This window comes from Chryseobacterium sp. 'Rf worker isolate 10', from assembly GCF_050753305.1.
Lineage (GTDB): Bacteria > Bacteroidota > Bacteroidia > Flavobacteriales > Weeksellaceae > Chryseobacterium.
On record NZ_JBOZOF010000001.1, the window covers coordinates 1,298,639 to 1,323,213 of the forward strand.

Consider the following 24,575-nt stretch of genomic DNA (forward strand, 5'->3'; position numbering starts at 1 on the left):
TCATTGAAAAAGAATATATCTTTTCGGAAAATTATTAAGCATCATTCAATTTTCTATAAAAAGATAGTGATTCAAGGATGTTTTCCTGACTGCACTGGTGATCATAGGTACAAGAACCGATTCCGGAAAGCAGAGAGAAGTTAATTTTGCTGTCCGTATTCTTTTTGTCATTCAGTAATAATGCCTTAATATCTTCATCTTTAAAATCACTGATATCCAGATAAGGATAATATCTCTGAACATTTTCAATGATTGCTTTTGCATCTTCTTCAGAAATAAGATTCTCAAGGTAACCGAGGTGAGCTTCGGCAATCATTCCCATCGCAACTGCTTCTCCGTGAAGGATAGGATTTCCTTGCTGTAAACATAAACTTTCTATAGCGTGGCCTATTGTATGTCCGAAATTCAGGGTTTTTCTGATATTCTGTTCGTGAAAATCCTGATCTACCACATTCTGTTTGATATTCATAGAGGTCTGGATATGTGGAATTACCGTTTCTACTTCCAGTTTACGGATCTGAATCAGCTGATCCCAATGATTTTTATCAGCAATTAATCCATGTTTCAGCATTTCCGCGAATCCGCTTCTTAATTCTTTAAAAGGTAATGTTTCTAAGAATTTTGGGAAAATGAAGATCTGCTGCGGGAAAGCAAAAGTTCCCACCATATTTTTATAATGCATCAGATCAATACCTGTTTTTCCTCCAATGGATGCGTCACACATTGATAAAAGGGTAGTAGGAATGTTAATAAACTGGATTCCTCTTTTATAAGTAGATGCAACAAATCCACCCATATCAGTAATCACACCACCACCAAGGTTGATAACCAGTGCTTTCCTGTCTGCTTGCATTTCCGTAAGAATTTCCCAAAGCTGGTTGGCAGTCTGGATATTCTTCATTTCTTCTCCGGCTTCAATCTCTAAAATTTCAAAGCCAAGATCCGTTTCCATATTACCTAAAAGAATAGGGAGGCAGTATTCATGAGTATTTTCATCTACAAGGATGAAGATTTTACTGAAAGTTTTTTCATGAAGAAACTCATTGAGCTGAGAAAAATTATCGTTTAATATTGTTATCATCTTCTATTTTATGTAAAGTTAAAATGTAAACTATATTGCAAAGTTATGATTCTTAATTTTTAACTCGTAACTAAATTACTATCTTTGCAGAAATTTTTAGAATGAGCAGAGATAATAATAATTCAGACAGACCAAAGAGACCAAGAATTTCAACCAAGAAAAGTTCTGATGATTCTCGTGCTTCCAGATCTGGAAATTCTTCAGGATCAAAACCTTTTAAGAAACCTTTTTCTAAAGATGGGGGAAGAAAAGGTGCAGAAAATCAAGGATCCAACTCAAGATTTGAAAAGAAACCTTTCAAAAGAGATACAGACCACGCTGAGGGTTCTAACGAAGATTCAGGTTCAAAATCTGAAAGAAAACCATACATTACGAATAAAAGTGAGAGCTATGAGAGAAAATCTTTCGGTAAACCAAAAAGAGGAGGAAACAGCTTTGATGCAAGAGATAAATATGAAAGAGGTAGTCTGAAATATGGCAGAAGACCCTCTAACGGAGATGAAAGAGAAGATAGAGCAAAATCTTTTGTACAAAAAAGAAGGTTAAATAAAATTGACAAAGATGTCCATAAAGACACTATCCGTCTTAATAAGTATATCGCCAATTCCGGAATCTGCAGCAGGAGAGAAGCTGATGAGCTTATTACCCAGGGGCTGGTAGAAGTAAACGGAAAAGTAGTCAACGAAATGGGTTATCAGGTACAGAAAACTGACAGAGTAGTTTTTGACGGACAAAATATTACTCCGGAAAAACCTGTATATGTACTTTTGAATAAACCAAAAGGTTACATTTCTACGACGAAAGATGATAAAGCCAGAAAAACAGTAATGGATCTTGTGGCTAATGCATCTCCTTACAGAGTTTTCCCGGTTGGAAGACTGGATCGTTCTACAACAGGAGTTATTTTATTGACCAATGACGGACATATGACAAAGAAACTGACGCATCCATCTTTTGATGCTAAGAAGATTTATCATGTAACGCTGGATAAAAAGCTTACTGCTGAAGATTTGCGACTTATTGCAGAGGGAATCCGTCTTGATGAAGGAGTAGCAGTTGTAGATCAGATTTCGTATATTGAAGGAAAACCTAAAAATGAAATTGGAATTGAGATCCACATTGGATGGAACCGTGTTATCAGAAGAATTTTCCAAAGACTAGGGTACGAAGTAGAAGCTTTAGACAGAGTAATGTTTGCAGGATTAACGAAGAAGAATATCAAGAGAGGGCACTGGAGAATCCTTACGGAACTGGAAGTAAACAACCTTAAAATGCTTTAAAATAATGATGAATTATAAGTTATAAATGATGAATTATTGATTCAGGTTTCTAACTTATTCATTTTTTAAAGATTAACTTTAAGGATAAAGAATAAAAAAGCGCAGAAAAATAATTCTGCGCTTTTTTATTGGATTAAGTTGTGAATTCCAGAATTCATAACTCATCATTTATAATTCATAATTATCCAAGCACTGTAACTCCTTTTTCAATCATGTCGTAAATAGCATCTCTGGCATTGTCAGGTTTTACATTTACAGCACGGGTTCCGTTGAAATGAAGACAGGTTACATATCCGCTGGCTACAGCATCCTGTGCCGTAAATTTAACGCAATAATCTAATGCTAGTCCAACGATTTCAACCAGCTGGATATCGTGATATTTTAAGAAATCATCCAGTCCGGTTTTCATAAAGTGATTATTATCCTGAAAACCACTGTAGCTGTCAATTTCTATATTTTTTCCTTTTTGTATAATGTGAGTTACTTTGTCTCTGTTCAGATCTTTGTGGAATTCTGCCCCGAAAGTTCCCTGAATACAGTGATCCGGCCACATAAATTGTGGAACACCATTTAAAATAATACTTTCTCCTACCTTTCTGCCATTGCTGCTTGCAAAACTCTTATGACCTGCAGGGTGCCAGTCTTGCGTTAAAACAACCTGATCATATTCGTTTTCCTCCATCAAAAGATTGATGTATGGAATAATTTCGTTGGACCCAGGGACTGCAAGTGCTCCGCCTTCACAAAAATCATTCTGTACATCGACTATTATTAATGCTTTTTTCATATTTTAAATTCTCGAATTTTTGATAAATTTACAAAACTAATTGGCAAAAATTTGTCCAAAATCGAATTATCGGACAAATCGGCAATGTCAATTTTTAATTCTCCCGAAATAAAGAAGTTAGAAATTAAAAATAATTAAACTTTGTCTTATTGTATTAGATTTTGAGGCATAAACCAAATATCAATAGCTTATCTTTGCAGGAAATAAGTATTTTATGTCATTTGAGTCTTTAGGATTATCACACAATATTATTCGTTCTGTTAAAAAATTAGGGTATTTAAAACCGTTTCCAATTCAGGAACAGGCGGTTCCCGTTATTTTACAAGGAAAAGATCTGATGGGAATAGCCCAGACAGGTTCCGGGAAAACGGCTTGTTTTGTGATGCCGATTTTAGAAAAATTACAGAATTCGGAAGTTAAAAAAGACCGTAATGTTCAGGTTTTAATATTGGTTCCTACGCGTGAACTGGCTATTCAGATAGATGAAGTCTGCAGAGCTTTTACAGAAAATCTGAAGAGAGAGGTTCGTACAATGGCAGTCTATGGAGGAGTTTCTATCAACCCACAGATGAAAGGTATGTTTGGAGTGGAAGTTCTGATTGCTACTCCGGGACGTTTATTAGACTTAATTGATCATAATGCACTGAGTATTTCAGGAATCAAGCATTTGGTGATTGATGAAGCTGATAAAATGTTTCAGTTAGGATTTGGTGAAGAAATGAATAAACTTTTTGCCATGATGCCTGTGGCGAAACAAACCATTTTATTTTCAGCGACTTTGAATGATAAAGTTTCTGAAATGAAAGAACGTCTGTCTATCAATCCTACCATTATTGAAATCAAAAAAGAAGAAGTTGAAATTGATAATATTGAGCAACTTGCTTATCATGTCTCTCCGGAAAACAAAGGTCCTTTTTTAAGATATTTGATTAAAGAAAAGAAAGTTGAGAAAGCACTGGTTTTTGTTTCATCTACAAGATCTGCGGATAATCTGGTTGAGAAACTTAAGAAGAATAAAATAAAAGCAGTAGCTATTCACAGCCAGAAATCACAGGGTGCCCGTAGAAATAATCTGGAAGAATTCAAGGTAGACGGAGCTCAGATTTTGGTGGCTACAGACTTAATTGGCCGTGGAATTCATATTGAATCCCTGCCATGTGTTATCAATTATGAATTACCGCGTTCACCATTAGATTATATCCACCGTATCGGTAGAACGGGGCGTGCTCATGAAAAAGGAACCGCAATCAGTATTCTGACGGATGATGAATTGCAGCATTTCAGGGTGATTCAAAAGAAAATGGGAAAAAAAGTAACCTTACAAAGAACAGAAGGTATTGATTTACACGGATATTAATCATTGATTATAAATAATAAAAGGTTTCAGTTTCTATAATTGAAACCTTTTTTATTGAAAAAATCGGTACCACAAAAATCATTATCGGTACAATTAATGCTTTATTCACTTTAAATTCTTGAATTTTTGATAAATTCGCGCAAGCTGATCATTATAAATTGTCTTAATAAATAAGGATAAGACAAATCGGCAATAATTAAAAAATTAAAAACCCTTGAACAATGAGTGAGTTAGAGAAAAAAAAGTTTCCAATAGGGCAGTTTGAAACTCCCAAAGATATCTGTGATACTACATTGGATACTTATATCAAAGTGATTAAAGACTTTCCCGGCAGGCTAAAAAATCTCATTGAACATTTTACAGACGATCAGTTAGATACTCCTTACAGAGAAGGAGGCTGGACGGTAAGACAGCTAGTGAACCATCTTTCTGACAGTCATATGAACAGTTTTATCCGTTTCAAACTGGCTCTTACTGAGGATAATCCTACCATAAAACCTTATGATGAAGCCAAATGGGCAGAACTTCAGGACAGTTTTCATATGCCTGTAAAACCGGCAATGAGAATGTTGAAAGGAACACACCAAAGGTGGGTTGTTCTACTTAAAAGCCTTACCAATAAACAGTTTGAAAGAACTTTTCATCATCCTGAGCACAATAAAAATTATAATTTAAGAGAGAGTCTTGCTTTATACGTTTGGCATTGTGATCATCATTTTGCTCATATTGAAAATCTGAAGATTGAAAAAGGTTGGTAAGAAAACGTCTTAATAATCCTATTTATTATCAGGAAATCGTTAGCAGGATTTCCCTATTATCTCAAAACTCCATTGGAAAATGGGGGAAAATGAACGTGTGTCAAATGCTGAAGCACTGTGATCTTGTTCTTCAGGTAGCACTGGAAAAGATTGAGCTTCCCCGTATTAACCTCCTGTTTGAGACAATAGGAGCCTTCACAAAAGTAGAAATGTATGTTTTCAATAATGGAATTCCCAGAAACATGCCTACTTTTCAAAAACTAATCGTTAATTTTGAGTGTGATTTTGATGTGTCAAAAACCAATCTGCTGAAAACACTGGAGGAATTCCGGGAAGTTTGTGAAAAAAATAAACTTCCGGATCGTCATAGATTATTCGGTAAAATGACTGAAAAAGACTGGACATTTTTAGAGTACAAGCATCTTGATCACCATCTAAAACAATTTAATGTATGAGTTTTTTTGATAAAATATTCGGTGGAAAAAGCGAAACCCCTGACCAAAAAACATTCTGGAAAAAGATAGAGTCTGAAGAAGACCTTGCAAAAGCAATAGAAGATTCTTTTCAGAATAAGATAGCAATATTTAAACATTCAACAAGCTGCTTTATCAGTAGAACGGTACTGAAAAACTTTGAAAAAGAAGTTGAAAATTCTGATCAGCCTGTAAATGTATATTATTTGGATCTGTTGGCTCACAGGCCTGTTTCCAATAAAATTGCAGCAGATTTTGAGATCAGACACGAAAGTCCGCAGCTGATTGTAATAGAAAACGGAAAGCCTGTAAATAATGCTTCACACCAGGATATTTCTTTAAGCCAGATTGTATCATGAAGAATATAAATAATTATTTAGCTAAAGTTTTAAATGTTCCCCTTCAAAATGTGAACACCTGTAGCCTGCACTATGAAGTAAAGAAAATTCCTAAAAACCAGTTTCTTCTTCAGTATGGCGAAATATGCCGACATATTTTCTTCGTAGAAAAAGGACTGATAAAGATGTATTCTATTGATAAAAACGGAAAGGAGCATATTATACAGTTTGCTCCTGAAAGCTGGCTGATTTCCGACCGAAGCAGTCTTTATTTCAATGAAAAGTCCATTTATTATATAGAAGCAGTAGAAGATTCGGAAATTTTGTTCCTGCATCCCGATTTCTTTAATAAATTGGTAGAACAGTTCCCGAACAGTATTGAAAGAAGTGATTTTCTTCTTCAGAAGCATATCAGAAGTCTTCAGAACAGGATCAATTCCTTGCTGGGAGAGACCGCAGAAGAAAGATACATGAAATTCATTAAAATGTATCCGGATTTGCTTCTGAGAGTTCCACAATGGATGATTGCTTCTTATCTGGGAATTACCCCTGAGAGCCTGAGCCGTGTAAGAAAAGAACTGGCGAGAAAAAATTTCGTTCCGGATAATAAATAAGAAAGGCGGGAAGATGGAAGAGGGTGGCTTGAAGTTCTAGTGAAAACAAAAGAACTTCTGGAGCTATTGTTTATATTATTGACATACGTTTTCTTAAAAAGACTACAATGACTTCCATCTTCCTTACTTTAAATAAATCTTTTTGGCAAGCTGCCCAATCTGTCTGAGCTTGGTCTGGGTATTTTCTGTCCATGGAAGTCCTATACAAAGCCTCATACAGTTTTCAAACTGGTCCTGAAAGGTAAACATTCTTCCGGGAGCAATACTGATATTTTGTTTGATAGCGAGATCATATAATTCTGTTGTACGTATCTTCTTGTCAAATTCTACCCATAAAGACAATCCTCCCTGTGGACGGCTGGTTTTTGTACCTTCCGGAAAAGATTCTGCAATGGTTTGAACGTAATTCTGATAATTAAACTGCAATGTTCTGCGGAGCTGCTGAAGGTGTTTTTCATATTTTCCAGATTTCAGAAAGTTGGCTACAGCTTCATTCACAATCGAAATAGAGGATGTTGAATGCAGAAGTTTAAGTTTAAGAATTTTGTCTTTATATTTTCCCGGTGCAATCCAGCCTACACGATAGCCAGGAGCCAGTGTCTTTGAAATAGAACTGCAATAGAGAACACTTCCGTCTTTATCGAAAGATTTACAGCATTTTGGACGGCTGGAACCAAAATAAAGGTCTCCGTAGACATCATCTTCTATCAATGGAATATTATTTTCAGAAAGTATTTTTACAATTTCCTTTTTATTTTCATCAGGCATACAGCTTCCCAAGGGTGAATTGAAGTTGGGAATGAGCAGGCAGATATCTATTTTGGGAATTACTTTTTTCAGAGCATCAATTTCTATTCCTGTGGTAGGATGGGTGGGAAGTTCCAGTACTTTTAAGCCTAATCCGTTAGCGAGTTGCAGAATTCCTGGATAACAAGGACTTTCAATAGCAATGGTATCTCCGGGTTTCCCTAAAGCCATTAGGCAGAAAGACAGAGCATTCATTCCGCCATTGGTGGTAATCAGATCGTTTTCACTCAGGTTTCCTCCCCATTGCAGAGACCGTATGGCAATCATTCTTCTGAGCTTCAGATTTCCCTGAAGTTCTTCATATTCTGTACCACCTTCTTTTAATTCCCGGATGGCATTTACAATTTCTTTCTTGAGTTTAGCCTGAGGCAGGAGATCTCCGGACGGAATCCCGATAGAGAAAAAAGTAAGATCCTTTTTACCCATATTTTCATATACTTTACTGATCAGTTCATCAGGTTCATCATTATTAGCGATCAATGATGGACGGCTTATCTCCGGCAAAGGAAGCTTTGCAGACAACAACTGGCTTACAAAATAACCGGATTGCGGTTTTGATTCTACCAAAGACTGTGACTCCAGTTCCAGGAAAACACGCTTGGCTGTATTCATACTTACCTGATGTTCCTGGCATAGCATTCTTACCGAAGGAAGCTTGTCTCCGGCCTTTAACATCCCGTTTCTGATCTGTCTGGCAATTCCGTCTGCAATTTCTGTATATAAAAATTCTTTACTCATATTTTTAAACTGTGCTCGTGCAAATATACAAAACTGATACTGTGTTTATCTAATTATCCTTTCTAATTTTGAACCATTAATTAAAAGCTTGAATAAAATGATGACAAAACAACTATCAAAAGATGAAAATATAAACGGATGGATTAATGGCTTTATAGGTGTAGTGCTATTCAGTGGTGGATTACCGGCAACAAAATTAGCAGTAATGGAAATGAGTCCCACTTTTGTAACGATAGTTCGAGCGGCAGTTGCCGGGATCTTGGCTCTTATCGTATTATGGCTGGGTAAAGAAAAACGCCCTGTCAAAAAAGATTTGGTGCCATTGCTTTTGGTTTCCCTTGGCTGTGTGATAGGTTTCCCGCTACTATCCGCATTAGCTCTTCAATATCTTACTTCGGCTCATTCTATTGTATTTCTGGGAATGCTTCCTTTGGCTACAGCCATTTTTGGAGTTTTCCGTGGAGGAGAAAGACCTCATCCTGTATTTTGGCTTTTTTCGATTGTAGGAAGTCTTTTAGTAATCGGATATGCTGTCTCACAAGGAATATCTGCATCACCCATTGGCGATATTCTGATGCTGCTTGCTGTTATTTTATGCGGTATGGGTTATGCTGAGGGTGCTAAACTGTCCAAAACATTAGGAGGCTGGCAGGTGATTTCCTGGGCTTTGGTACTGGCATTACCTGTTATGATTCCTTTATTTTTTATTTATTTTCCGAATGATATTGAAAATGTTAGTTTTCAGGGATGGTTTGGACTGGCTTATATTTCTCTTTTCAGTATGTTTATTGGTTTTATCTTTTGGTATAAAGGATTGGCACAGGGGGGGATTGCTACTGTAGGACAGCTGCAGCTGCTTCAGCCATTCTTTGGTTTGGCATTGGCAGCATGGCTTCTTCATGAGCAGGTGAGCATGGGGATGCTAGGCGTGACAGTAGGAGTGATCTTATGTGTTGCAGGAACTAAAAAGTTTGCAAAATAATTAAAAAATACAGTTATAATGGCAACCTAACAGCCCTTTGGTGTTGCCGGCAGAAAGCCCTTTTTCGTTGAGAAATGGGGCTTTTAGTTTTAATAATCAAAATGTTGCAACAGATTTAAGCTTTTTTAAAATTATAATAAATTGATTATAAAGTAAATTTGTTGACTAATTGTGATGTATAAAACACAAAACAATTAAAATTAATAATTTATTTAACTTTTTTTAACGTTTTTCTTGTTTATAAAGGTTCAATTTTTGCATATATATCAAAATCGATTTCCAATAATATTTTTACTAAGAATAGAAGGATAGGAAGAAGAAAATAATTCCAAAAAAAGCTATTATGGTTATCGACGAGAACATTTTGATTTCAGCGGGAGCAGAAACGAGACGTTATACCCCTTCAGAAACTATATTCTGTGAAGGGGATATTCCTAATTATTATTATCAGATTGTTAAAGGAGAGGTGAAACTCAACAATTATAATGAGGAAGGAAAAGAGTTTATTCAAAATATTTTATCTAATGGAGAAAGCTGTGGAGAATCTATTCTTTTTATTGAAAAACCTTATCCTATGAACGCAGAAGTTATTACAGAATGCACGGTTCTGAGACTTCATAAATCCATTTTTTTCAATTTACTGCAGAAGTCTCCGGAATTATGTATGGAGGTAAGCAGCTTTCTTTCACAGCGTCTTTATTATAAATTTATTATGATGCAGAGCCTCTCATCTCAAAACCCCTCCATACGGCTTAAAGGATTGATGGATTATCTTAAAAGCTTTCAAAAGGATCTAAGCCCTTATTCTTTTTTGATTCCATTAACGAGACAGCAGATGGCAAGTCTTACAGGCCTTTGTGTAGAAACCGCTATAAGAACAATCAAACACATGGAGAAAGACAAAATTTTGAGAATTGAAAATCGTAAAATTTTATACTAAAAATCATTTTAGGTATATTATTTGCGTTTTTCTTTACTTAAAATCGATTAAAGCTATGAAAACAATAAGCTGCATGAATATTGGCGAGAATATTTTGTATTCTTTTGGGGCAGAAGAAAGAAATTACAAGAAACGTGAAATTGTTTTTAAAGAAGAAGATCATGCACTTTATTATTTTCAGATTGTTGAAGGGAAAGTAAAGCTTAACAATTATAATGAGGACGGAAAAGAATTCATCCATAATATTTTAGGCAAAAAACAAAGTTTCGGGGAAGCAATGCTTTTCCTCAATCAGGATTATCCAATCAATGCGATATGTCTTGAAGACACCAGAATTATCAGACTTCCCAAAAATAATTTCTTTGAAATGATCACTCAGAATCACGATCTTTCTCTCGAAATGAATGCCTGCCTTTCACAAGAAGTTTTTTATAAACTGAAAATGATGCAGAGTATGGCTTCTCAAAACCCAGTGCAGAGATTGAGAGCCTTATTAGACTACCTTAAAAGTTATCATGATGAAGAATGCCATCAGTGTTTTCACATTGCGTTTACAAGACAGCAGATTGCCAATCTTGTTGGTTTACGTGTAGAAACCGTGATCAGAACTTTAAAGAAAATGGAAAAAGAAGGTATGCTCAGTTTAAAAGACCGAAAAATTTTATATTAATATGCATTTACATGACTCAGATCATAAAAAAGTGAGTTATTCTTATGTACATTTGAAATAACAATTTTTCAAGACTATTCTTAAGATCTTAACTAAAGTGAATATAACAATATTCATCTTCGGAATGTAGTTTAATGCCAGTTACGGGCTGTAATAATCAATACTATAAATTCATATTATGGCTGATGAAAACACCGAATTTAATAATATCCTCTCTACAGAGGAGGAGGAAATAAAAAACAATCATCTTCACTCATTTTTTGTAAGCGCTATTAAAAATATTTATAATACAGAGAATGAAGATTTAGAACTTACTGATAGTGCTAATTCAGATGTTGAGCTAGAGGATTAATGACAAAATAATACCCTTCACACCATCCAGAATATTAATCATGAAAGCTGCTGCATTGGTCTGTTCAGCAGCTTTTTTGGTCTCTTATTCTTTTAGAAACCTCTCAAAATATACTCATATGAAATTTCAACAAAATCTTCTCGATTATATAAGCCAGTTTCTTGTGGCAGCTGATGAATCTGTTTCCATTGCTGAAAGTGTTACTTCCGGATGTTTACAGCTCGCTTTTTCCCAGATGTCAGACGCTCCTTTATTCTACAAAGGCGGAATAACAACGTATACATTGCCGGAAAAAGTAAAGCTCCTTAAAGTAAACAGACCAGGACCTGATGAACATGATGGTGCTTCAGAAGCTATTTCTCAGACGATGGCACTCCATGTAGCAAAGCTTTTTGAATCCGACTGGTCTATTTCTACAACCGGTTATTCTACCCCGACTATCAATTCCGGATATAAAGTCTTCGCTTATTTTTCATTTGCTTATAAAGGAGAAATTATACTTACCAAAAAACTGGAACTCCATCCTAAAACCCAGGCTCTCAATGCTCAGTTATATTATACCGAATTTATTCTGGGATGTTTTAAAAGTGAACTCAACAGAGTTTTAATTCTAAAATAAACTTCAGATTTCATACCTTAAGGCTTTAATTCTTATTCACCTTTGGCTTGGTCTGCATAATGGCAAAATAAGATGATGTGAATGCTGATAGACTTTGATACCCAACTTTGTAGGCAACTTCGCTCAGAGTATATTGTTTAGTGTCTATCAGTTCAATGCTTTTTAAAATCCTTGTCAGCTGAAGATATTTTTGCAGGGTAATTCCTGTTTCATTTTTAAAAATTCTCTGAAGGCTTCTCACAGACATTTGTGCTTTTTCAGCTAAAGAATCAATATCCAGATTATATTTAAAATGAGCATTGATATCACTGCATACAGGAATCAGCCTGGTATCAGCAGGTACAGGAATTTCCAGGCCGCTGCTTTCCTTGCAGAAGTTGGGAAGACTTTTTAAAATAGCTTTAAAAAAAATATCCTGTTCTTCGTTTTCATCCAAAGCTTGATTCCATTTTGAGGCATACAAAAGCATTTCCTTTAATACGGGCGGAACGGCAAATATCTGAACATTATGATAAAATTCCTCTTCAAAAACAGATTTAAAAAGGAATACCATCAGATTCACTGTTTGGGCTTCTGAAGTTATTTTATGGGCTTTCCCCGAAGGAATCCAGATCACATGATGTTGTGGGACAAGATAAATTTTCCTGTCGATATGAAAATACTGATAACCTTCTTCCACAAAAGTAAGCTGGGCACGGTTGTGTCTGTGCTCATAGTCATCATGTTTCCAATTCTTTTCACACCACACGTAAGCTTCTTTTTCGATGGAATCTACAAACTGGCTTTCTGTTTTTTCAATCAATCCACATTTCATGCTGTCGTTTTGTATGTATATTTTGGCAAATTTAATAAAAACGCCATTAGTAATTTTGTATTATTAATGTAATCACTACATTATTACTATAAATTATAATCTATATCTTATTCAGAATGAAAAAACTATGTCTTTTTTTTGTTTTAATTTTATTATCTAATACCACCAACATCATGGCACAAAATAAAGCTAAAATATTGGTTCTTATCCATTCAGACAATGGCGGAACTTACGAACTGGCTAAGGAAATAGCCAAAGGAATTGAAAGTGAAAACAATGCAGTTTCCACCATAAAATTAGTCAAAGCATCACAAAATCCAAATTTGAAAAATCTTCCGGTAGCAACAGTAGATCAACTTACAGATTATGACGGAATTGCTTTTGGTTCACCCGTTTATTTCGGAAATATCAGTACTGGAATGAGCGAATTTTTATCCAAAACGGTTCAGTTATGGACCAATCACGCTTTGGAAGGAGTCCCGACTACCGTTTTTATGTCTGCAGGAAGCGGGGCAGGAAAGGAGCTCGCTCTTCAGGCCTTCTGGAATAGTCTTGCGGTTCACGGAATGGTGCTGGTTTCTAATGGGATTCGTGGAACAGAAGAACTGAATAAAGCTATTCCACAGGGAAATACTGTATTGGGCGTTACCACCATGGCTTCTTTAAAAGATGTTGAAAGACCTACCAAAGGTGAACGAAATATTGCTGAGCTACAGGGAAGAAATTTTGCAAAAGTAGCCTTGGCATTAAAAGATACACACCCGAAAAAAACTGTTGCTGTTGCTGAAAGCCACCAGAATTTCAGTGAAATATTAAAGCAGAAAAATATTGCACTTCCACAGGTTCCAAAACCGGCAGGGAATTATCAGCCGTTTGTCCGTTCCGGAAATCTGGTATTTATTAATCAGGTAGCTTTGAAAGACGGAAAAATTTTTAATCCCGGAAAATTAGGAGTAGAAGTGAACGAACAGCAGGTAAAAGACGCTACAAAAGTAACCATGCTGAACGTTATTTCTGTGTTGAATGAGGCTGTAGGAGGAGATTTAAGCAGAGTAAAACAATGTGTTCAGCTTACGGGAATCTTCAATACCAAAGATGATTATACAAAACATGCAGATCTGATGAATGTTGCTTCTGATCTTGCAGTTGAAGTCTTCGGAGAGAAGGGGAAACATGCCAGAGCTACTTTGGGAGCTTCTTCTATTCCGGTGGGATCTTCAGTAGAAATTCAGGCGGTTTTTGAAGTAGAGTAAACTTCAATTTTTTTTAATTAAGATATGAATGTCTCAGATATACTTAAGGTTTGAACTCAATACCTATGTAAATCTGAGACATTCATAATTCAAAAAAGATTAGAAAAATTTAGAAAAAATATCAGCAATCAAAGGAATACTGTGCTCAAGCTGTTCCTCAGAAAGCGCTCCATAGCTTAATCTGAATCCATTTACCTGATTTTGGCTGTATTGTTTCGGATGAATAATCTTAATATTTTTTTCTAATAACAAAGCCGTTACCACATCCCAATCTAACTGTACTTTAGGAACAATCCAAAAAGCAAGACCACCTTCAGGCAATGTAAAATCTGCGATGTCTTTCATGTATTTTTTCAACAATTCAAACACAAAATCTCTTTTGTTCTTATAATGGACGGTAGCCTTTCGGATATGCTTTTTTACAGCCCCTTCTTTAATTAGCTGAAGAACTGCCTGTTCCATAATCACATCTCCATGTACATCAATAATCTTTCTCAAATCACCGATTCTTTTTAGTAATTCCTGATTTTTAGTGGCCAGATAACCGATCCTCAAAGCAGGTGCTACTACCTTACTTAATGTTCCGATATAGACATAATTATGAAGCTCAGGAAAGCTTGAAACAGGTAGGATAGGACGATAACCAAAATGAAACTCGTTATCATAATCATCTTCAATGATGGTCAAATTATACTGATTGGAGAGTTCAATCAGTCTTAATCTTCTTGCCAAACTCAAAGTAACTGTTGTTGGATATTGCCTGTGGGGAGTAATGTATATTGCTTTTATATTCTGATGTTGCTTTAAAAGTTTTTCAACAGCTTCAATACTGATTCCTTCCTGATCTAAAGGCACGGGCAAAAGTTGTGCTCCTGCATATTGAAAGGCTTGCCAGGCAGGTTGATATCCGGGATCTTCAACAATAATACAGTCTCCGGAATTTAAAAGACTTTGAGCGGTCAAAAACATCCCCATTTGGCTGCCTCGGGTAATAGAAATTTCATTTTCATGAATATGCATTCCACGCTGGTGATTAAGCATTTGAGAAATCATTTTTCTGAATTCAATATCGCCATGTTCATCTCCATAACCCATCATCTGCCATTTTGCTTTGATGCTGAAAATTTGTCTGTAGGCTCTTGCCAGCTCTGTTACAGGAGCAATTTTACTGTCAGGGTGGCCATCATCGAAATTGATTAAAATTCCGCTGGGCATTGTCGGCTGATGGTTTGAATCATAGACTAAATCCATATTTTTTTCAAGCAAAGAAGGAAGATTCTCTGATACAAAAATACCTTTCCTTTCTCTGGAAATCACCCATTCTTCGTTGATCAGCACCTGATATGCTTCTACAACAGTGTTTCTGTTGATTTTCAAAGTCTGTGCAAGGTTTCGGCTTCCGGGAAGTGCATCTCCGGCTTTTAGTCTTCCTGAGCGAATATCTGTAATAATAGTATCCGCAATCTGTAGATAAACTGCTTTATCAAGCTTTTTATCAATTTCTAATTCCAATTTCCAAGGGCGCAACATCTGGACTATCTATTTATGTAAAAACTGAATCATTTAAACAGTCCAAATATAGAATAATTTTGTCATGCAATAAAGCACAAAACCATAATAATTTTAAAATCATGGATAAGAAACAATTCAGTTCTAAAGACTTCCACGAAACTTTCGCAAGACCGAAGTATGTAAAACCAAGCCATTTGATTCATAAAAATGTAGAAAATGCAGGAGAGCACAATCAATTTTCAACAGAAAGAAAACATCCGGTTTTCTTTGTAGATCTTCCGAGTAAGAATGTGAGCATGACGATTGGAGGGCTTACTCCCGGGCAGCAAACCAACAGACACCGCCATACGTATGAGACTGTATTATTTGTCATTGAAGGAAAAGGCTGGACAGAAGTAGAAGATGAAAGAGTACACTGGGAAGCGGGAGATGCCGTATATATTCCTTCCTGGGCCTGGCACAAACATCAGAATCTAAGTGATACGGAATCTGCAAAATATATTGCCTGCGAAAATGCCCCTCAATTGCAAAACTTAGGAGTTGCTTTGAGAGAAGAAGAAGGGAGAGACCTTTAGTATCAAGAGTTTAAACCATTAAGGCGAATAGTTTTTAATTGGATTGATATCGGATATGATTTTTTAAAAGCGGAACTATACTTAATACTCTTAATAACTTATTCTTTCTTAATGGTTTAATAATAATCTTAAACTTTTAAACCAACAAAACATGAAAAATGTGCCATTTAAAGGCATCATTGCCTATCCCATAACACCTTTTGATGAAAATGAAAAAGTAGATATTCCTCTTTTCAAACATTTGGTAGAAAGACTGATCATTTCCGGAAGCCACGGTATTGCACCATTGGGAAGTACTGGTGTAATGCCTTATCTGTCTGATGAAGAAAAAGAAGAAGTTACTGAAGCTACTTTACAACAGGTAAAAGGCAGAATTCCAACGCTTGTAGGGGTTTCGAATCTTACAACAGAGAAAACCATTCATCATGCCCAGTTTGCTGAAAAAGCAGGAGCTGATGCCGTTATGATCATTCCGATGAGCTACTGGAAGCTAACTGATGATGAAATTGTAACACATTACGATGCCGTAGCCAATAAGATTTCTATCCCGATTATGGCGTACAATAATCCGGCAACAAGTGGAGTAGACATGTCTCCGGCTTTGCTGAAAAGACTTCTTGAAATTCCTAATGTAACGATGATCAAAGAAAGTACGGGAGATATTCAGAGAATGCATTATCTGAGAAGAGAATTAGGAGAGGAAGTTGCTTTCTATAATGGTTCAAATCCTTTGGCTCTGGCTGCATTTTCTGCGGGAGCAAGAGGATGGTGTACAGCTGCACCCAACCTTATTCCTGAACTGAATATCAGTCTTTACAATGCCGTTGAAGAAGGTGATCTTGAAAAAGCAAAAACGATTTTCTATCAACAGTTTGATCTTTTAAAATTTATTGTGAACAAAGGATTACCAAGAGCCGTGAAATCCGGTCTGAATATTCTGGGTGAAGATGGCGGGAACTTAAGAAGTCCTTTAAAACCTTTACACGAAAAAGAAACCGAAGAATTAAAAAATATTATTAAAACCCTTATTAATTAATACAATCTTATGAAAAAGTCCTTTTTTTATCATGCAGGATGCCCTGTATGCATTAGCGCAGAACATGATATCGTTAACCTTATAGGTTTAGAAAACGTTGAAATTATCCATTTGGGTAATGACAGAAACAGAATTGAAGACGCTGAAAAGGCAGGTGTGAAATCTGTACCTGCGTTAGTAACTCCTAACGGGAATGTTCTTCATATTAATTTTGGAGCGTCTATGGAAGATGTGAAAGGTTAGATTATCACATTAATCTTGTATAAACGGCTCAAATTCTTGAGCCGTTTTTATTATTTAAAACGGGAAGGTGCAGAGGTAATATATGCGTGGTGTTGTAGGACGCAAAGATTTTATCTCCGATAAAATTCAATACTGCAAATTTTAGTTTCTCACAGATTACACAGATAATAGTATATAAATCTGCTTAATCTGCGAGAAAATTTATTGTTTATTTTGAAACCTCTAAATTATTGCATTTCCTTCTACACCATCAGAATTATTGGTTTTATGCCCTGTAATGGCAGAAGCTACAAAACTAAAGAGACTGACCAGTTTTCCTGCTTTGGTGTCCCAATAATAGGTTTCTTTAGGCTCTACACGAATAATGGTAACATTGGGATCATCTTTTCCGTCAAACCATGCTTTGGCTAATGGAGACCATTTATCTTCAATGGTAGCTTTATCTTTATAAACAGAGGCTTCGCCATACACAGAAAGGTATTGAGAATCGCTGTTATTCATAAAAAACAGCTGTACTCTTCGGTCTTCTTTTATTTCAAAATTTTTGTTGCTGGTTCCACTACTGATAAACCAGAGATTGCCACTATCGTCTGTTTCCTGTAGTGTCATGGGTCTTGAATTGATGGGAGTTGTTTCCAATTCTGTACAGAACATACATATTCGTGCTTTTTCTGACAGTTCTTTGATCTTTTTGATCGCTTCCAGATGCGTAAGATTTTGTGTTGACATAATATAATATTTTAGTGATTGGTATTCATTAAAACATTCAAATACCTGACCAAAAGGGAATAAAGTGTGGTACCTTGGGTTGATTTCTTTTCAATAAATAAGTTTTACGTAAATTTGATGGATGCAGATTTCGCCTCCTAAACATCTGGCTCCTTTTATAAGGCATTATATCTTTTTGGAAAATTCCGGAGAGAATATGAGGAATTTAAGACTCTTTACTGATGGAAGCTCCGGACTGATACTATCCGGAGACATGAAACTGTATTCCGGCATTTCTGAGGATCGTATGCCGCTTTCCTTTTTTTATGGCACTTTAAACGGTTACAAAGATTTCTCTTCAAAAGGCAGGTTTTCCCTGATTGCGGTTGTATTTCAACCTTATTTTCTGAATATCCTTTTAAAAACTTCAGCTAAAGAGACGAGTAATCAAATTATTTCGGTAGAAGATGTACTGAAGAATAAACTGGAAATATTTCAGGAAAAACTGTTTAATAAAACAAATTCTTTAAGTATTATCAATGATCTGAATACCTTTTTTACTCATTTTTTATCGGAAAGAATAAATATAGATCATCATCTTATAGCCGCCACACAGAAATATCTTCTTCAAAGTAAAGGTGCTGTATCCTCTAAAGACTTGCAGCATTTTACCGGATATTCTGAGCGTCAGCTGGAAAGAAAGTTTGAATATCATATAGGAATGTCTCCCAAAAAATACGGAAATATTATCCGCCTTCATTACTTTTTAAGTCTTATGAATCATGAGATTGATGATAAAAATATGACGACACTTTCCTATGAAGCCGGATATTCTGATCAGTCTCATCTGATCAGAGAATTTAAAAATAATATCGGACTTACTCCCAAGCAATATTTGAATACAGAAAATAAAATGGCTGTTAATTTTATTGAGCTATAAAACAGGAATGTCGGTTTTGTACAATTTTTCGCAGGCAATACAATCTAGTTTTGCTTAAAAAAATCAATGAATATTAAAATTTCAACCGCACAGTTTGAAAATAAAAGTGGAGATAAAGCCTATAATCTATCTGTCATAGAAAAATTAGCTGGTGAGGCAGCATCCAAAGGGTCTCATGTGATTGCTTTCCATGAATGCTCCATTACAGGGTATACTTTTGCCCGAAAACTTTCCAGAGAACAGCTTCTTGATATTGCAGAACTTATTCCGGATGGCGAGAGTATTAAAAGACTGCAGGAGATTGCTGCTAAGCATAATATCACCCTACTGGCTGGACTGTTTGAAAAAGATGAACATCATAACCTTTTCAAAGCTTATGTATGTGTTGATAAAACCGGACTTAAAGCTAAGTACAGAAAACTACATCCTTTTATTAATCCGAATCTTACCCCTGGCAATGAATATTGTGTATTTGATATTATGGGCTGGAAGTGTGGAATTCTTATCTGTTATGATAACAACGTTATTGAAAATGTGAGAGCTACAAGACTTTTGGGTGCTGAAATTATTTTCATGCCTCATGTTACGATGTGTACGCCTTCCACAAGACCGGGAGCTGGTTTTGTAGATCCTCAGCTTTGGGAAAACAGGGTAGCAGATCCTACCTCTTTACGCTTAGAATTTGACGGAATGAAAGGCAGAGACTGGCTGATGAAATGGCTTCCGTCCAGAGCTTATGATAATGGAGCTTATATCATTTTTTCAAATCCCGTAGGTATGGATGATGATCAGTTAAAAAATGGATGTTCCATGATTATAGACCCTTTCGGAGATGTGATTGCAGAATGCCGTTCTTGGGAAGACAGTTTTGAAACCGCTGTCATTACTCCTGAAAAGCTTACTCAGGCAGGAGGGTACCGGTATATTAAAGCCCGAAGACCTGAATTATACAGGGATATCATTGGGCAGGAGCATTCATCAGAACAAAAAGTAGTATGGCTTGAAGATAAAACACTTTAAAAAATAGAATCTCTTCTGTAAAGGCCATGCAGAAGAGATTCATTCTTTCTTTTTATGGTTGGATTGTTTTCTGCAGGTCTGTCCATGCACCTCCGTTGTAGATATGTTTGAAGCCTCTTTCTTTGAGAATATTTTCTGCTTTCACACTTCGGAGTCCGTGGGAGCACACTGTGATATATGTTTTCTCCGGATCTAATTCTACATACCGTTCTCTTATTGTTCCTAATGATATATTGACAGATCCTTCTATGTGGCCTGTGTCATATTCTTTTTCAGTTCTTACATCAAGAATAACAGCTCTTTTTTTGAGCAGTTCCGGTAAGCCATTATCTAAGGTCTGGAATCGGTAAACTTTGTATACAATATATACAATAAGAGCTATTCCACAGAATAGAAGAAGATTTTTCATAATTTGCTCAGGATTTTTTTATCAATATAAAAAGTTCCAAAAGGAATAAAGCAGGCAAGAATTACTTTCCATGTCGTGTCTTTAAATTTCCAGTTCTGTTCCACGCCAACGCTCAATGTATTGAACAGGAAAAGCAAAAATAATGTTCCGTGAACGGGACCAATAAGTCTTACCAATAAAGGATTTTCCATCCAATATTTCATCGGTACAGCAATAAGTACCAGTGTCAGTAATGAAATTCCTTCTAAAATAGCCAGAATTCTCAGCCGGCCGATCTTTGTTTTAAATAAATCTATCATAATTATCTGAAATAAGGTCTGTTTGCAAATGGTGAGAAAGGCCACGGAATAGCAATGAAAATGATAATCAATGCTATTGAAAACCATAAACCCATCGTCTTGAATTGTTCTTTATCCGAAGGTTTTCTTTTGGCTAAAGCGGAGCCAATCGTGATGATAATAATCGCTGTAATCATCAGTGAAATATGAATCAAACCGAAAAATACATGTTCAAAGGATTCTTTAGCTTGGGTAAAGTTTTTCCAGAAGTATTGGATTACAGGACTTTTAAAATAGAAGATCATTCCTATGATCAGTTGGATGTGGGCTATAGTAGCCGTCCAGTGCCTGACTGTATTATCTATTCCTGTAAATTTTCTGTCTGCAAAATAGCCTTTAAAAGAACGGTAAATTGAATAAATTAAGCTTATGAGAACCAGCCATCGGGTGAGTGAATGTAAAAATGTAAGGGTTTGATACATCGTTTATTTTTTCAATGCAGCAAAGGTAAAACAAAAACATACTAATTAGTATGTTTTTTGATAAAAAAATTATTGAAGGGTTTTAAAATAAGATTTAAGTCCTTTTAAATAAATAAAATACACTTCTTTTGAGTTTTCGAGTTTACCTAGATTTCTCACTCCCCAGTAGCCTGAAATGACAAAAACGCTCACTTCTTCTGCATTTACTTCTTTTCTGATGAGTCCGGCTTCTTTACCCTTTTCAATACTTTCTGCAAGAGCCTGTTCCCATTCTTTTGAAAGTTCATGCAATGCCTGCGTAAAAGCATGATGCCAAGGTGCCATTTGCTGCACAAAATTAGAAGTAGGGCAGCCGTATTCCACTTTTAAAAAGTCGTTTTCGATCAGGAGATGGTACATGATGTTATAAATACTGTCTAAAGGATTCTGGCTGCTTTGAAGAGAATGAATGAAAGTTTTTCTGAAGTTGGGTTTCATCAGATCCGTAATAATGGCCAATCCCATTTCATCTTTGGTTTTAAAATGATAATAAAAAGCACCTTTCGTCACCTGGGTCGTTGCGATAATTTCATCAATGCTTGTGGTCTGAAAACCTTTCACATAGATCAATTCGAACGCTTTCTGGAGAATAGTAAGGCGGGTTGCTTCTGATTTTTTCATTAAAAACTGATGATTATTGTACAAAGGAACACATTTTAAATGTAAAATAAAATATATCATTATTCTGATACTTTGATACAATTTAAATAATTTTTATAATACAATTATTCGTCGGAAATTTGTCTTGTCAAAATCAACAAAATACAAGACAATGAACTTTCAAAAAGAAATACAGATCAAAACTGCAGCACAGACTGCTAAAAAAGGTCTTCCTGCAGCACTTTGGGCACTAACGATCAGTGCCTTCGGAATAGGAACTACAGAATTTGTGATTGTTGGGCTTCTTCCTACAGTAGCTTCCGACCTTGAAATTACGATTCCTTCAGCAGGGCTGCTGGTAAGTCTTTATGCGATAGGGGTGGCTATCGGAGCACCGATATTAACGGCATTAACAGGAAAAATTCCGCGCAAGATGCTATTGGTATCTATTATGCTGCTATTTGTAATCGGAAACGGGCTCGCGTCGATAGCTCCGGGTTTTATAACTTTGGTTTTAGCAAGAATACTTACGGGATTTGCCCACGGGGTTTATTTTTCTATCGGTTCTACCATTGCGGCTTCGCTGGTTCCTGAAGAGAAAAGAGCTACCGCAATTTCCATTATGTTTGCCGGGCTTACGCTCGCAATTGTAACAGGTGTTCCGCTAGGGACATTTATAGGACAGCATTTCGGATGGAGAGCAACTTTTATAGGTGTTTCAATCCTTGGGATTATTGGGCTGGTTGCCAGTTTATTATTGGTTCCCAACAATCTGAAAAACGGAAAAACCGCTTCTATAAAAAATCAGTTTAAAGTGCTTGGGAACAGACGTCTGATTTTTGCTTTTTTAATGACAGCGATGGGATATGGAGGTACGTTTGTAGTATTTACTTATCTGTCGCCTATTTTACAGAAAATAACAGGATTTCAGGAATCTACGGTCACTTTCATCCTTTTGATTTATGGAATTGCCATTGCCTTAGGAAACCTGATTGGAGGAAAAGTAGCCAATAAGAATCCTTTGAAAGCCCTTCTATGGATGTTTGCAGCACAGGGATTGGTATTGCTTGCTTTTTATTTCACAGTAAGCAGTCCGGTTTTAAGCATCATTACACTTTTCTTTTTAGGTGCTTTGTCATTTGCTTCGGTACCCGGACTTCAGTTATTGGTGGTACAGATTGCGGAAAAAGAACTTCCGGGAACTGAGGATGTAGCTTCAGGGATTAATATTGCTGCATTTAATATTGGGATTGCGATTGGATCTTATGCAGGAGGAATGATTGTTACCTCTTCTTTAGGTCTGGAAAGTACGCCATGGATAGGAGCATTATTCCTATTGGTTACCGTATTGATTACCGTTTACAGTATCCGTTTAAGTAAGAAAAATTAATATTTTTATTTTACTCATCAATCCATGTCAAGTTTTAAAACCTTGACATGGATTCTTACTTACAAGATATCTTTTTTATGTAATGACGCTATTTTTTCATGTCAGATAGCACTAACACCTTATATCATCAGATTTCATAAATCTCTGCATCTGTAAACACAAAAAAGGTGCTTTTCTTCGGCAGGTTTTTTGTGTCCAGACCTGTAAATTCACTGAAAGCAGGTAATAATAATTGATTGCTGCTGAGAGCAAAGCAGGGAAGCCTTATATTTTTTACAGCAGAATTCAGGACAATTCCGGGGTGAATATGTCCGGTAATCTGAAATCCGGATCTGGTGGAATCAAAATCGTGAATAAAGGTAATATTATCCATTTCAATGTATTCAGATTTGTGATGAAAGCATAATTTTTTCTCCAACGCTTCTGAAATCCGGTCGTGGTTTCCTTCAATCAGATAAAACTGTATATCAGGATATTGGTTTTTCCATGTGCAGAATTCATCTACATCAGAATTGTCTCCGGCATGAAGTAAATCACCAACCACAACAAATTTTTCAGGCTGAAAATATTCAATCAGTGCCGATAATCTTTGCAGATCACTTTTCATAATATAATTGGCCAGTGCAATCCCATTTTTACGAAAATGAGCGGTTTTCCCGATGTGCAGATCAGAAAGGATTAATGCTTTTTCTTTTTGCCAGAATGCCGCCCGCTGATTGGTCAGAGTGAAAGTTTCGTTTTGGATGGAAATATCTTTAGTTGCTATAAACACTTGATGGATTGAAAAATGAATGTTTAAAATTAAACTATTTAGACCATATTTAGCCAACCTTCCTGCTTACATGAAATTTTTCATCAAAAACATAAGTAAGAGGGATACCGGTCGCAATTTCTCTCTCTAAAATTTCTTCCGGAGAAAGATGTTCAAGATACATAATGAGAGCACGAAGACTGTTTCCGTGAGCGACGATCAATACATTTTCACCTTGTTTCAGCAAAGGTCTTATCTGGCTTTCAAAATAAGGAATTACTCTGTTGTAAGTGTCTTTAAGGCTTTCTCCGCCTGGAGGAACCACATCGAATGATCTGCGCCAGATATGAACCTGCTCATCGCCATATTTCAGAGCGGTTTCAGCTTTGTTGAGTCCTTCAAGATTTCCGTAAGAACGTTCGTTTAGTGCTTTGTCTTTGATGACCGGAATATTAGGGTTTCCTATTTCATTCAGGATAATAGAAAGAGTATGCTGTGCTCTGATCAGTGCAGAAGTAAATGCTATATCTATTTTTTCTCCTTTTAAAGCAAGACCTGCTTTTTTTGCTTCTTCAATACCGGCTTCAGTTATATCGATATCTTTCCACCCTGTAAACCTGTTTTCAAGATTCCAGAGTGACTGTCCGTGACGGACTAAGAACAATTTTTCCATTTTAAATTTTATTTAAACTTCTAAGAAGGTATACTCTAAGTTACGGTGATTATTTA

At 36.0% G+C, this 24,575-nt stretch carries 30 protein-coding genes; 18 read left to right on the plus strand and 12 right to left on the minus strand.

Annotated features, from left to right (window positions below; all coding sequences use genetic code 11):
* Positions 1–34: 34 nt before the first annotated feature.
* On the minus strand, positions 35–1,081 hold the full coding sequence (gene aroB, locus LKL37_RS05745) for a 3-dehydroquinate synthase (protein WP_431609617.1): 1,047 nt from the start codon (positions 1,079–1,081) through the stop codon (positions 35–37).
* 101 nt (positions 1,082–1,182) lie between these two features.
* On the opposite strand from aroB, the gene LKL37_RS05750 reads away from it, so the two are divergent.
* Positions 1,183–2,361 (plus strand): pseudouridine synthase, encoded by a 1,179-nt coding sequence (locus tag LKL37_RS05750; protein WP_431609618.1) that lies wholly within the window; start codon positions 1,183–1,185, stop codon positions 2,359–2,361.
* A gap of 181 nt (positions 2,362–2,542) precedes the next feature.
* Here LKL37_RS05750 and pncA read toward each other — a convergent pair whose 3' ends face one another.
* On the minus strand, positions 2,543–3,148 hold the full coding sequence (gene pncA, locus LKL37_RS05755) for a bifunctional nicotinamidase/pyrazinamidase (protein ID WP_431609619.1): 606 nt from the start codon (positions 3,146–3,148) through the stop codon (positions 2,543–2,545).
* Between the two features lie 214 nt (positions 3,149–3,362).
* Between pncA and LKL37_RS05760 the strand changes: the two genes are divergently transcribed.
* From LKL37_RS05760 to LKL37_RS05780, 5 genes are all read left to right on the plus strand, one after another.
* The gene (locus LKL37_RS05760) at positions 3,363–4,505 is read left to right on the plus strand and encodes a DEAD/DEAH box helicase (RefSeq protein WP_431609620.1); all 1,143 of its coding nucleotides are present in this window, start codon (positions 3,363–3,365) and stop codon (positions 4,503–4,505) included.
* Between the two features lie 221 nt (positions 4,506–4,726).
* Positions 4,727–5,263 (plus strand): YfiT family bacillithiol transferase, encoded by a 537-nt coding sequence (locus LKL37_RS05765; protein ID WP_431609621.1) that lies wholly within the window; start codon positions 4,727–4,729, stop codon positions 5,261–5,263.
* Positions 5,257–5,718 (plus strand): DUF1569 domain-containing protein, encoded by a 462-nt coding sequence (locus LKL37_RS05770; protein ID WP_431609622.1) that lies wholly within the window; start codon positions 5,257–5,259, stop codon positions 5,716–5,718. The genes LKL37_RS05765 and LKL37_RS05770 overlap by 7 nt, the downstream gene beginning before the upstream one ends.
* Positions 5,715–6,095, plus strand: coding sequence for a bacillithiol system redox-active protein YtxJ (gene ytxJ / locus LKL37_RS05775; protein WP_431609623.1), 381 nt, complete (start codon positions 5,715–5,717; stop codon positions 6,093–6,095). Before LKL37_RS05770 ends, ytxJ begins: the two co-directional genes overlap by 4 nt.
* A complete protein-coding gene (locus tag LKL37_RS05780; protein ID WP_431609624.1) occupies positions 6,092–6,688 on the plus strand; it encodes a Crp/Fnr family transcriptional regulator in 597 nt (198 codons plus the stop codon). Before ytxJ ends, LKL37_RS05780 begins: the two co-directional genes overlap by 4 nt.
* Positions 6,689–6,811: 123 nt before the next feature.
* Here the strand turns inward: LKL37_RS05780 and LKL37_RS05785 are convergent, their stop codons facing one another.
* Positions 6,812–8,233, minus strand: a complete 1,422-nt coding sequence (locus LKL37_RS05785; RefSeq protein WP_431609625.1) for a PLP-dependent aminotransferase family protein — start codon at positions 8,231–8,233, stop codon at positions 6,812–6,814.
* 97 nt (positions 8,234–8,330) lie between these two features.
* Between LKL37_RS05785 and LKL37_RS05790 the strand changes: the two genes are divergently transcribed.
* The 5 genes from LKL37_RS05790 (at position 8,331) to LKL37_RS05810 (ending at position 11,796) form a co-directional block, all read left to right on the plus strand.
* Positions 8,331–9,215, plus strand: a complete 885-nt coding sequence (locus tag LKL37_RS05790; protein ID WP_431609626.1) for a DMT family transporter — start codon at positions 8,331–8,333, stop codon at positions 9,213–9,215.
* A 343-nt stretch (positions 9,216–9,558) separates the two neighbouring features.
* On the plus strand, positions 9,559–10,155 hold the full coding sequence (locus tag LKL37_RS05795) for a Crp/Fnr family transcriptional regulator (protein WP_431609627.1): 597 nt from the start codon (positions 9,559–9,561) through the stop codon (positions 10,153–10,155).
* 55 nt (positions 10,156–10,210) lie between these two features.
* Complete coding sequence (locus LKL37_RS05800) at positions 10,211–10,825, plus strand: Crp/Fnr family transcriptional regulator (RefSeq protein WP_431609628.1); 615 nt, start codon at positions 10,211–10,213, stop codon at positions 10,823–10,825.
* Positions 10,826–11,003: 178 nt separating this feature from the next.
* Positions 11,004–11,177, plus strand: a complete 174-nt coding sequence (locus LKL37_RS05805) for a hypothetical protein (RefSeq protein WP_431609629.1) — start codon at positions 11,004–11,006, stop codon at positions 11,175–11,177.
* A 118-nt stretch (positions 11,178–11,295) separates the two neighbouring features.
* On the plus strand, positions 11,296–11,796 hold the full coding sequence (locus LKL37_RS05810; protein WP_431609630.1) for a CinA family protein: 501 nt from the start codon (positions 11,296–11,298) through the stop codon (positions 11,794–11,796).
* A gap of 25 nt (positions 11,797–11,821) precedes the next feature.
* On the opposite strand, the gene LKL37_RS05815 is transcribed toward LKL37_RS05810, so the two are convergent.
* Complete coding sequence (locus tag LKL37_RS05815; protein WP_431609631.1) at positions 11,822–12,610, minus strand: AraC family transcriptional regulator; 789 nt, start codon at positions 12,608–12,610, stop codon at positions 11,822–11,824.
* Positions 12,611–12,726: 116 nt separating this feature from the next.
* Here LKL37_RS05815 and LKL37_RS05820 point away from each other — a divergent pair, with 116 nt between their 5' ends.
* Positions 12,727–13,863 carry an Atu1372/SO_1960 family protein gene (locus LKL37_RS05820; RefSeq protein WP_431609632.1) on the plus strand — a complete coding sequence of 379 codons (1,137 nt, stop codon included), beginning with the start codon at positions 12,727–12,729 and terminating at the stop codon, positions 13,861–13,863.
* A 99-nt stretch (positions 13,864–13,962) separates the two neighbouring features.
* Here LKL37_RS05820 and LKL37_RS05825 read toward each other — a convergent pair whose 3' ends face one another.
* Positions 13,963–15,393 carry a PLP-dependent aminotransferase family protein gene (locus LKL37_RS05825; RefSeq protein ID WP_431609633.1) on the minus strand — a complete coding sequence of 477 codons (1,431 nt, stop codon included), beginning with the start codon at positions 15,391–15,393 and terminating at the stop codon, positions 13,963–13,965.
* Between the two features lie 101 nt (positions 15,394–15,494).
* Between LKL37_RS05825 and LKL37_RS05830 the strand changes: the two genes are divergently transcribed.
* The 3 genes from LKL37_RS05830 (at position 15,495) to LKL37_RS05840 (ending at position 17,229) form a co-directional block, all read left to right on the plus strand.
* The gene (locus LKL37_RS05830; RefSeq protein ID WP_255815289.1) at positions 15,495–15,950 is read left to right on the plus strand and encodes a cupin domain-containing protein; all 456 of its coding nucleotides are present in this window, start codon (positions 15,495–15,497) and stop codon (positions 15,948–15,950) included.
* Between the two features lie 151 nt (positions 15,951–16,101).
* Positions 16,102–16,986 carry a dihydrodipicolinate synthase family protein gene (locus LKL37_RS05835; protein ID WP_431609634.1) on the plus strand — a complete coding sequence of 295 codons (885 nt, stop codon included), beginning with the start codon at positions 16,102–16,104 and terminating at the stop codon, positions 16,984–16,986.
* A 9-nt stretch (positions 16,987–16,995) separates the two neighbouring features.
* Entirely contained in the window at positions 16,996–17,229 is a 234-nt protein-coding gene (locus tag LKL37_RS05840; protein WP_431609635.1) for a thioredoxin family protein, read from the plus strand.
* A 222-nt stretch (positions 17,230–17,451) separates the two neighbouring features.
* On the opposite strand, the gene LKL37_RS05845 is transcribed toward LKL37_RS05840, so the two are convergent.
* Positions 17,452–17,958 carry a pyridoxamine 5'-phosphate oxidase family protein gene (locus LKL37_RS05845; RefSeq protein WP_431609636.1) on the minus strand — a complete coding sequence of 169 codons (507 nt, stop codon included), beginning with the start codon at positions 17,956–17,958 and terminating at the stop codon, positions 17,452–17,454.
* Positions 17,959–18,079: 121 nt separating this feature from the next.
* On the opposite strand from LKL37_RS05845, the gene LKL37_RS05850 reads away from it, so the two are divergent.
* Positions 18,080–18,877: a helix-turn-helix domain-containing protein gene (locus tag LKL37_RS05850; protein ID WP_431609637.1), complete on the plus strand. Its 798-nt coding sequence runs from the start codon at positions 18,080–18,082 to the stop codon at positions 18,875–18,877.
* 66 nt (positions 18,878–18,943) lie between these two features.
* Positions 18,944–19,897, plus strand: a complete 954-nt coding sequence (locus LKL37_RS05855) for a nitrilase family protein (RefSeq protein ID WP_431609638.1) — start codon at positions 18,944–18,946, stop codon at positions 19,895–19,897.
* A 52-nt stretch (positions 19,898–19,949) separates the two neighbouring features.
* Here the strand turns inward: LKL37_RS05855 and LKL37_RS05860 are convergent, their stop codons facing one another.
* From LKL37_RS05860 to LKL37_RS05875, 4 genes are all read right to left on the minus strand, one after another.
* Positions 19,950–20,306 carry a rhodanese-like domain-containing protein gene (locus tag LKL37_RS05860; RefSeq protein ID WP_431609639.1) on the minus strand — a complete coding sequence of 119 codons (357 nt, stop codon included), beginning with the start codon at positions 20,304–20,306 and terminating at the stop codon, positions 19,950–19,952.
* Complete coding sequence (locus LKL37_RS05865; RefSeq protein WP_431609640.1) at positions 20,303–20,605, minus strand: DUF3817 domain-containing protein; 303 nt, start codon at positions 20,603–20,605, stop codon at positions 20,303–20,305. The genes LKL37_RS05860 and LKL37_RS05865 overlap by 4 nt, the downstream gene beginning before the upstream one ends.
* Positions 20,606–20,607: 2 nt before the next feature.
* Positions 20,608–21,066, minus strand: a complete 459-nt coding sequence (locus LKL37_RS05870; protein ID WP_431609641.1) for a hypothetical protein — start codon at positions 21,064–21,066, stop codon at positions 20,608–20,610.
* Positions 21,067–21,135: 69 nt separating this feature from the next.
* Positions 21,136–21,726: a TetR/AcrR family transcriptional regulator gene (locus LKL37_RS05875; RefSeq protein ID WP_431609642.1), complete on the minus strand. Its 591-nt coding sequence runs from the start codon at positions 21,724–21,726 to the stop codon at positions 21,136–21,138.
* A gap of 151 nt (positions 21,727–21,877) precedes the next feature.
* Between LKL37_RS05875 and LKL37_RS05880 the strand changes: the two genes are divergently transcribed.
* Positions 21,878–23,095: an MFS transporter gene (locus LKL37_RS05880; protein ID WP_431609643.1), complete on the plus strand. Its 1,218-nt coding sequence runs from the start codon at positions 21,878–21,880 to the stop codon at positions 23,093–23,095.
* A gap of 127 nt (positions 23,096–23,222) precedes the next feature.
* On the opposite strand, the gene pdeM is transcribed toward LKL37_RS05880, so the two are convergent.
* Together pdeM and LKL37_RS05890 are read right to left on the minus strand one after the other, a co-directional pair.
* Entirely contained in the window at positions 23,223–23,867 is a 645-nt protein-coding gene (gene pdeM / locus LKL37_RS05885) for a ligase-associated DNA damage response endonuclease PdeM (RefSeq protein WP_431609644.1), read from the minus strand.
* A gap of 49 nt (positions 23,868–23,916) precedes the next feature.
* Positions 23,917–24,519, minus strand: coding sequence for a 2,3-bisphosphoglycerate-dependent phosphoglycerate mutase (locus LKL37_RS05890; protein ID WP_431609645.1), 603 nt, complete (start codon positions 24,517–24,519; stop codon positions 23,917–23,919).
* Positions 24,520–24,575: the final 56 nt, after the last annotated feature.

Coding starts and splice junctions, on each gene's coding strand:
- LKL37_RS05850 (WP_431609637.1), top strand. CDS start 18,080: ATGCAGATTTCGCCTCCTAAACATCTGGCTCCTTTTATAAGGCATTAT.
- LKL37_RS05865 (WP_431609640.1), bottom strand. CDS start 20,605: ATGATAGATTTATTTAAAACAAAGATCGGCCGGCTGAGAATTCTGGCT.
- LKL37_RS05805 (WP_431609629.1), top strand. CDS start 11,004: ATGGCTGATGAAAACACCGAATTTAATAATATCCTCTCTACAGAGGAG.
- LKL37_RS05795 (WP_431609627.1), top strand. CDS start 9,559: ATGGTTATCGACGAGAACATTTTGATTTCAGCGGGAGCAGAAACGAGA.
- LKL37_RS05780 (WP_431609624.1), top strand. CDS start 6,092: ATGAAGAATATAAATAATTATTTAGCTAAAGTTTTAAATGTTCCCCTT.
- LKL37_RS05875 (WP_431609642.1), bottom strand. CDS start 21,726: ATGAAAAAATCAGAAGCAACCCGCCTTACTATTCTCCAGAAAGCGTTC.
- LKL37_RS05810 (WP_431609630.1), top strand. CDS start 11,296: ATGAAATTTCAACAAAATCTTCTCGATTATATAAGCCAGTTTCTTGTG.
- aroB (WP_431609617.1), bottom strand. CDS start 1,081: ATGATAACAATATTAAACGATAATTTTTCTCAGCTCAATGAGTTTCTT.
- LKL37_RS05825 (WP_431609633.1), bottom strand. CDS start 15,393: ATGTTGCGCCCTTGGAAATTGGAATTAGAAATTGATAAAAAGCTTGAT.
- LKL37_RS05790 (WP_431609626.1), top strand. CDS start 8,331: ATGATGACAAAACAACTATCAAAAGATGAAAATATAAACGGATGGATT.
- LKL37_RS05765 (WP_431609621.1), top strand. CDS start 4,727: ATGAGTGAGTTAGAGAAAAAAAAGTTTCCAATAGGGCAGTTTGAAACT.
- LKL37_RS05860 (WP_431609639.1), bottom strand. CDS start 20,306: ATGAAAAATCTTCTTCTATTCTGTGGAATAGCTCTTATTGTATATATT.
- LKL37_RS05835 (WP_431609634.1), top strand. CDS start 16,102: ATGAAAAATGTGCCATTTAAAGGCATCATTGCCTATCCCATAACACCT.
- LKL37_RS05750 (WP_431609618.1), top strand. CDS start 1,183: ATGAGCAGAGATAATAATAATTCAGACAGACCAAAGAGACCAAGAATT.
- LKL37_RS05845 (WP_431609636.1), bottom strand. CDS start 17,958: ATGTCAACACAAAATCTTACGCATCTGGAAGCGATCAAAAAGATCAAA.
- LKL37_RS05800 (WP_431609628.1), top strand. CDS start 10,211: ATGAAAACAATAAGCTGCATGAATATTGGCGAGAATATTTTGTATTCT.
- LKL37_RS05890 (WP_431609645.1), bottom strand. CDS start 24,519: ATGGAAAAATTGTTCTTAGTCCGTCACGGACAGTCACTCTGGAATCTT.
- LKL37_RS05820 (WP_431609632.1), top strand. CDS start 12,727: ATGAAAAAACTATGTCTTTTTTTTGTTTTAATTTTATTATCTAATACC.
- LKL37_RS05870 (WP_431609641.1), bottom strand. CDS start 21,066: ATGTATCAAACCCTTACATTTTTACATTCACTCACCCGATGGCTGGTT.
- ytxJ (WP_431609623.1), top strand. CDS start 5,715: ATGAGTTTTTTTGATAAAATATTCGGTGGAAAAAGCGAAACCCCTGAC.
- LKL37_RS05855 (WP_431609638.1), top strand. CDS start 18,944: ATGAATATTAAAATTTCAACCGCACAGTTTGAAAATAAAAGTGGAGAT.
- LKL37_RS05830 (WP_255815289.1), top strand. CDS start 15,495: ATGGATAAGAAACAATTCAGTTCTAAAGACTTCCACGAAACTTTCGCA.
- LKL37_RS05815 (WP_431609631.1), bottom strand. CDS start 12,610: ATGAAATGTGGATTGATTGAAAAAACAGAAAGCCAGTTTGTAGATTCC.
- LKL37_RS05760 (WP_431609620.1), top strand. CDS start 3,363: ATGTCATTTGAGTCTTTAGGATTATCACACAATATTATTCGTTCTGTT.
- LKL37_RS05840 (WP_431609635.1), top strand. CDS start 16,996: ATGAAAAAGTCCTTTTTTTATCATGCAGGATGCCCTGTATGCATTAGC.
- LKL37_RS05880 (WP_431609643.1), top strand. CDS start 21,878: ATGAACTTTCAAAAAGAAATACAGATCAAAACTGCAGCACAGACTGCT.
- LKL37_RS05785 (WP_431609625.1), bottom strand. CDS start 8,233: ATGAGTAAAGAATTTTTATATACAGAAATTGCAGACGGAATTGCCAGA.
- pncA (WP_431609619.1), bottom strand. CDS start 3,148: ATGAAAAAAGCATTAATAATAGTCGATGTACAGAATGATTTTTGTGAA.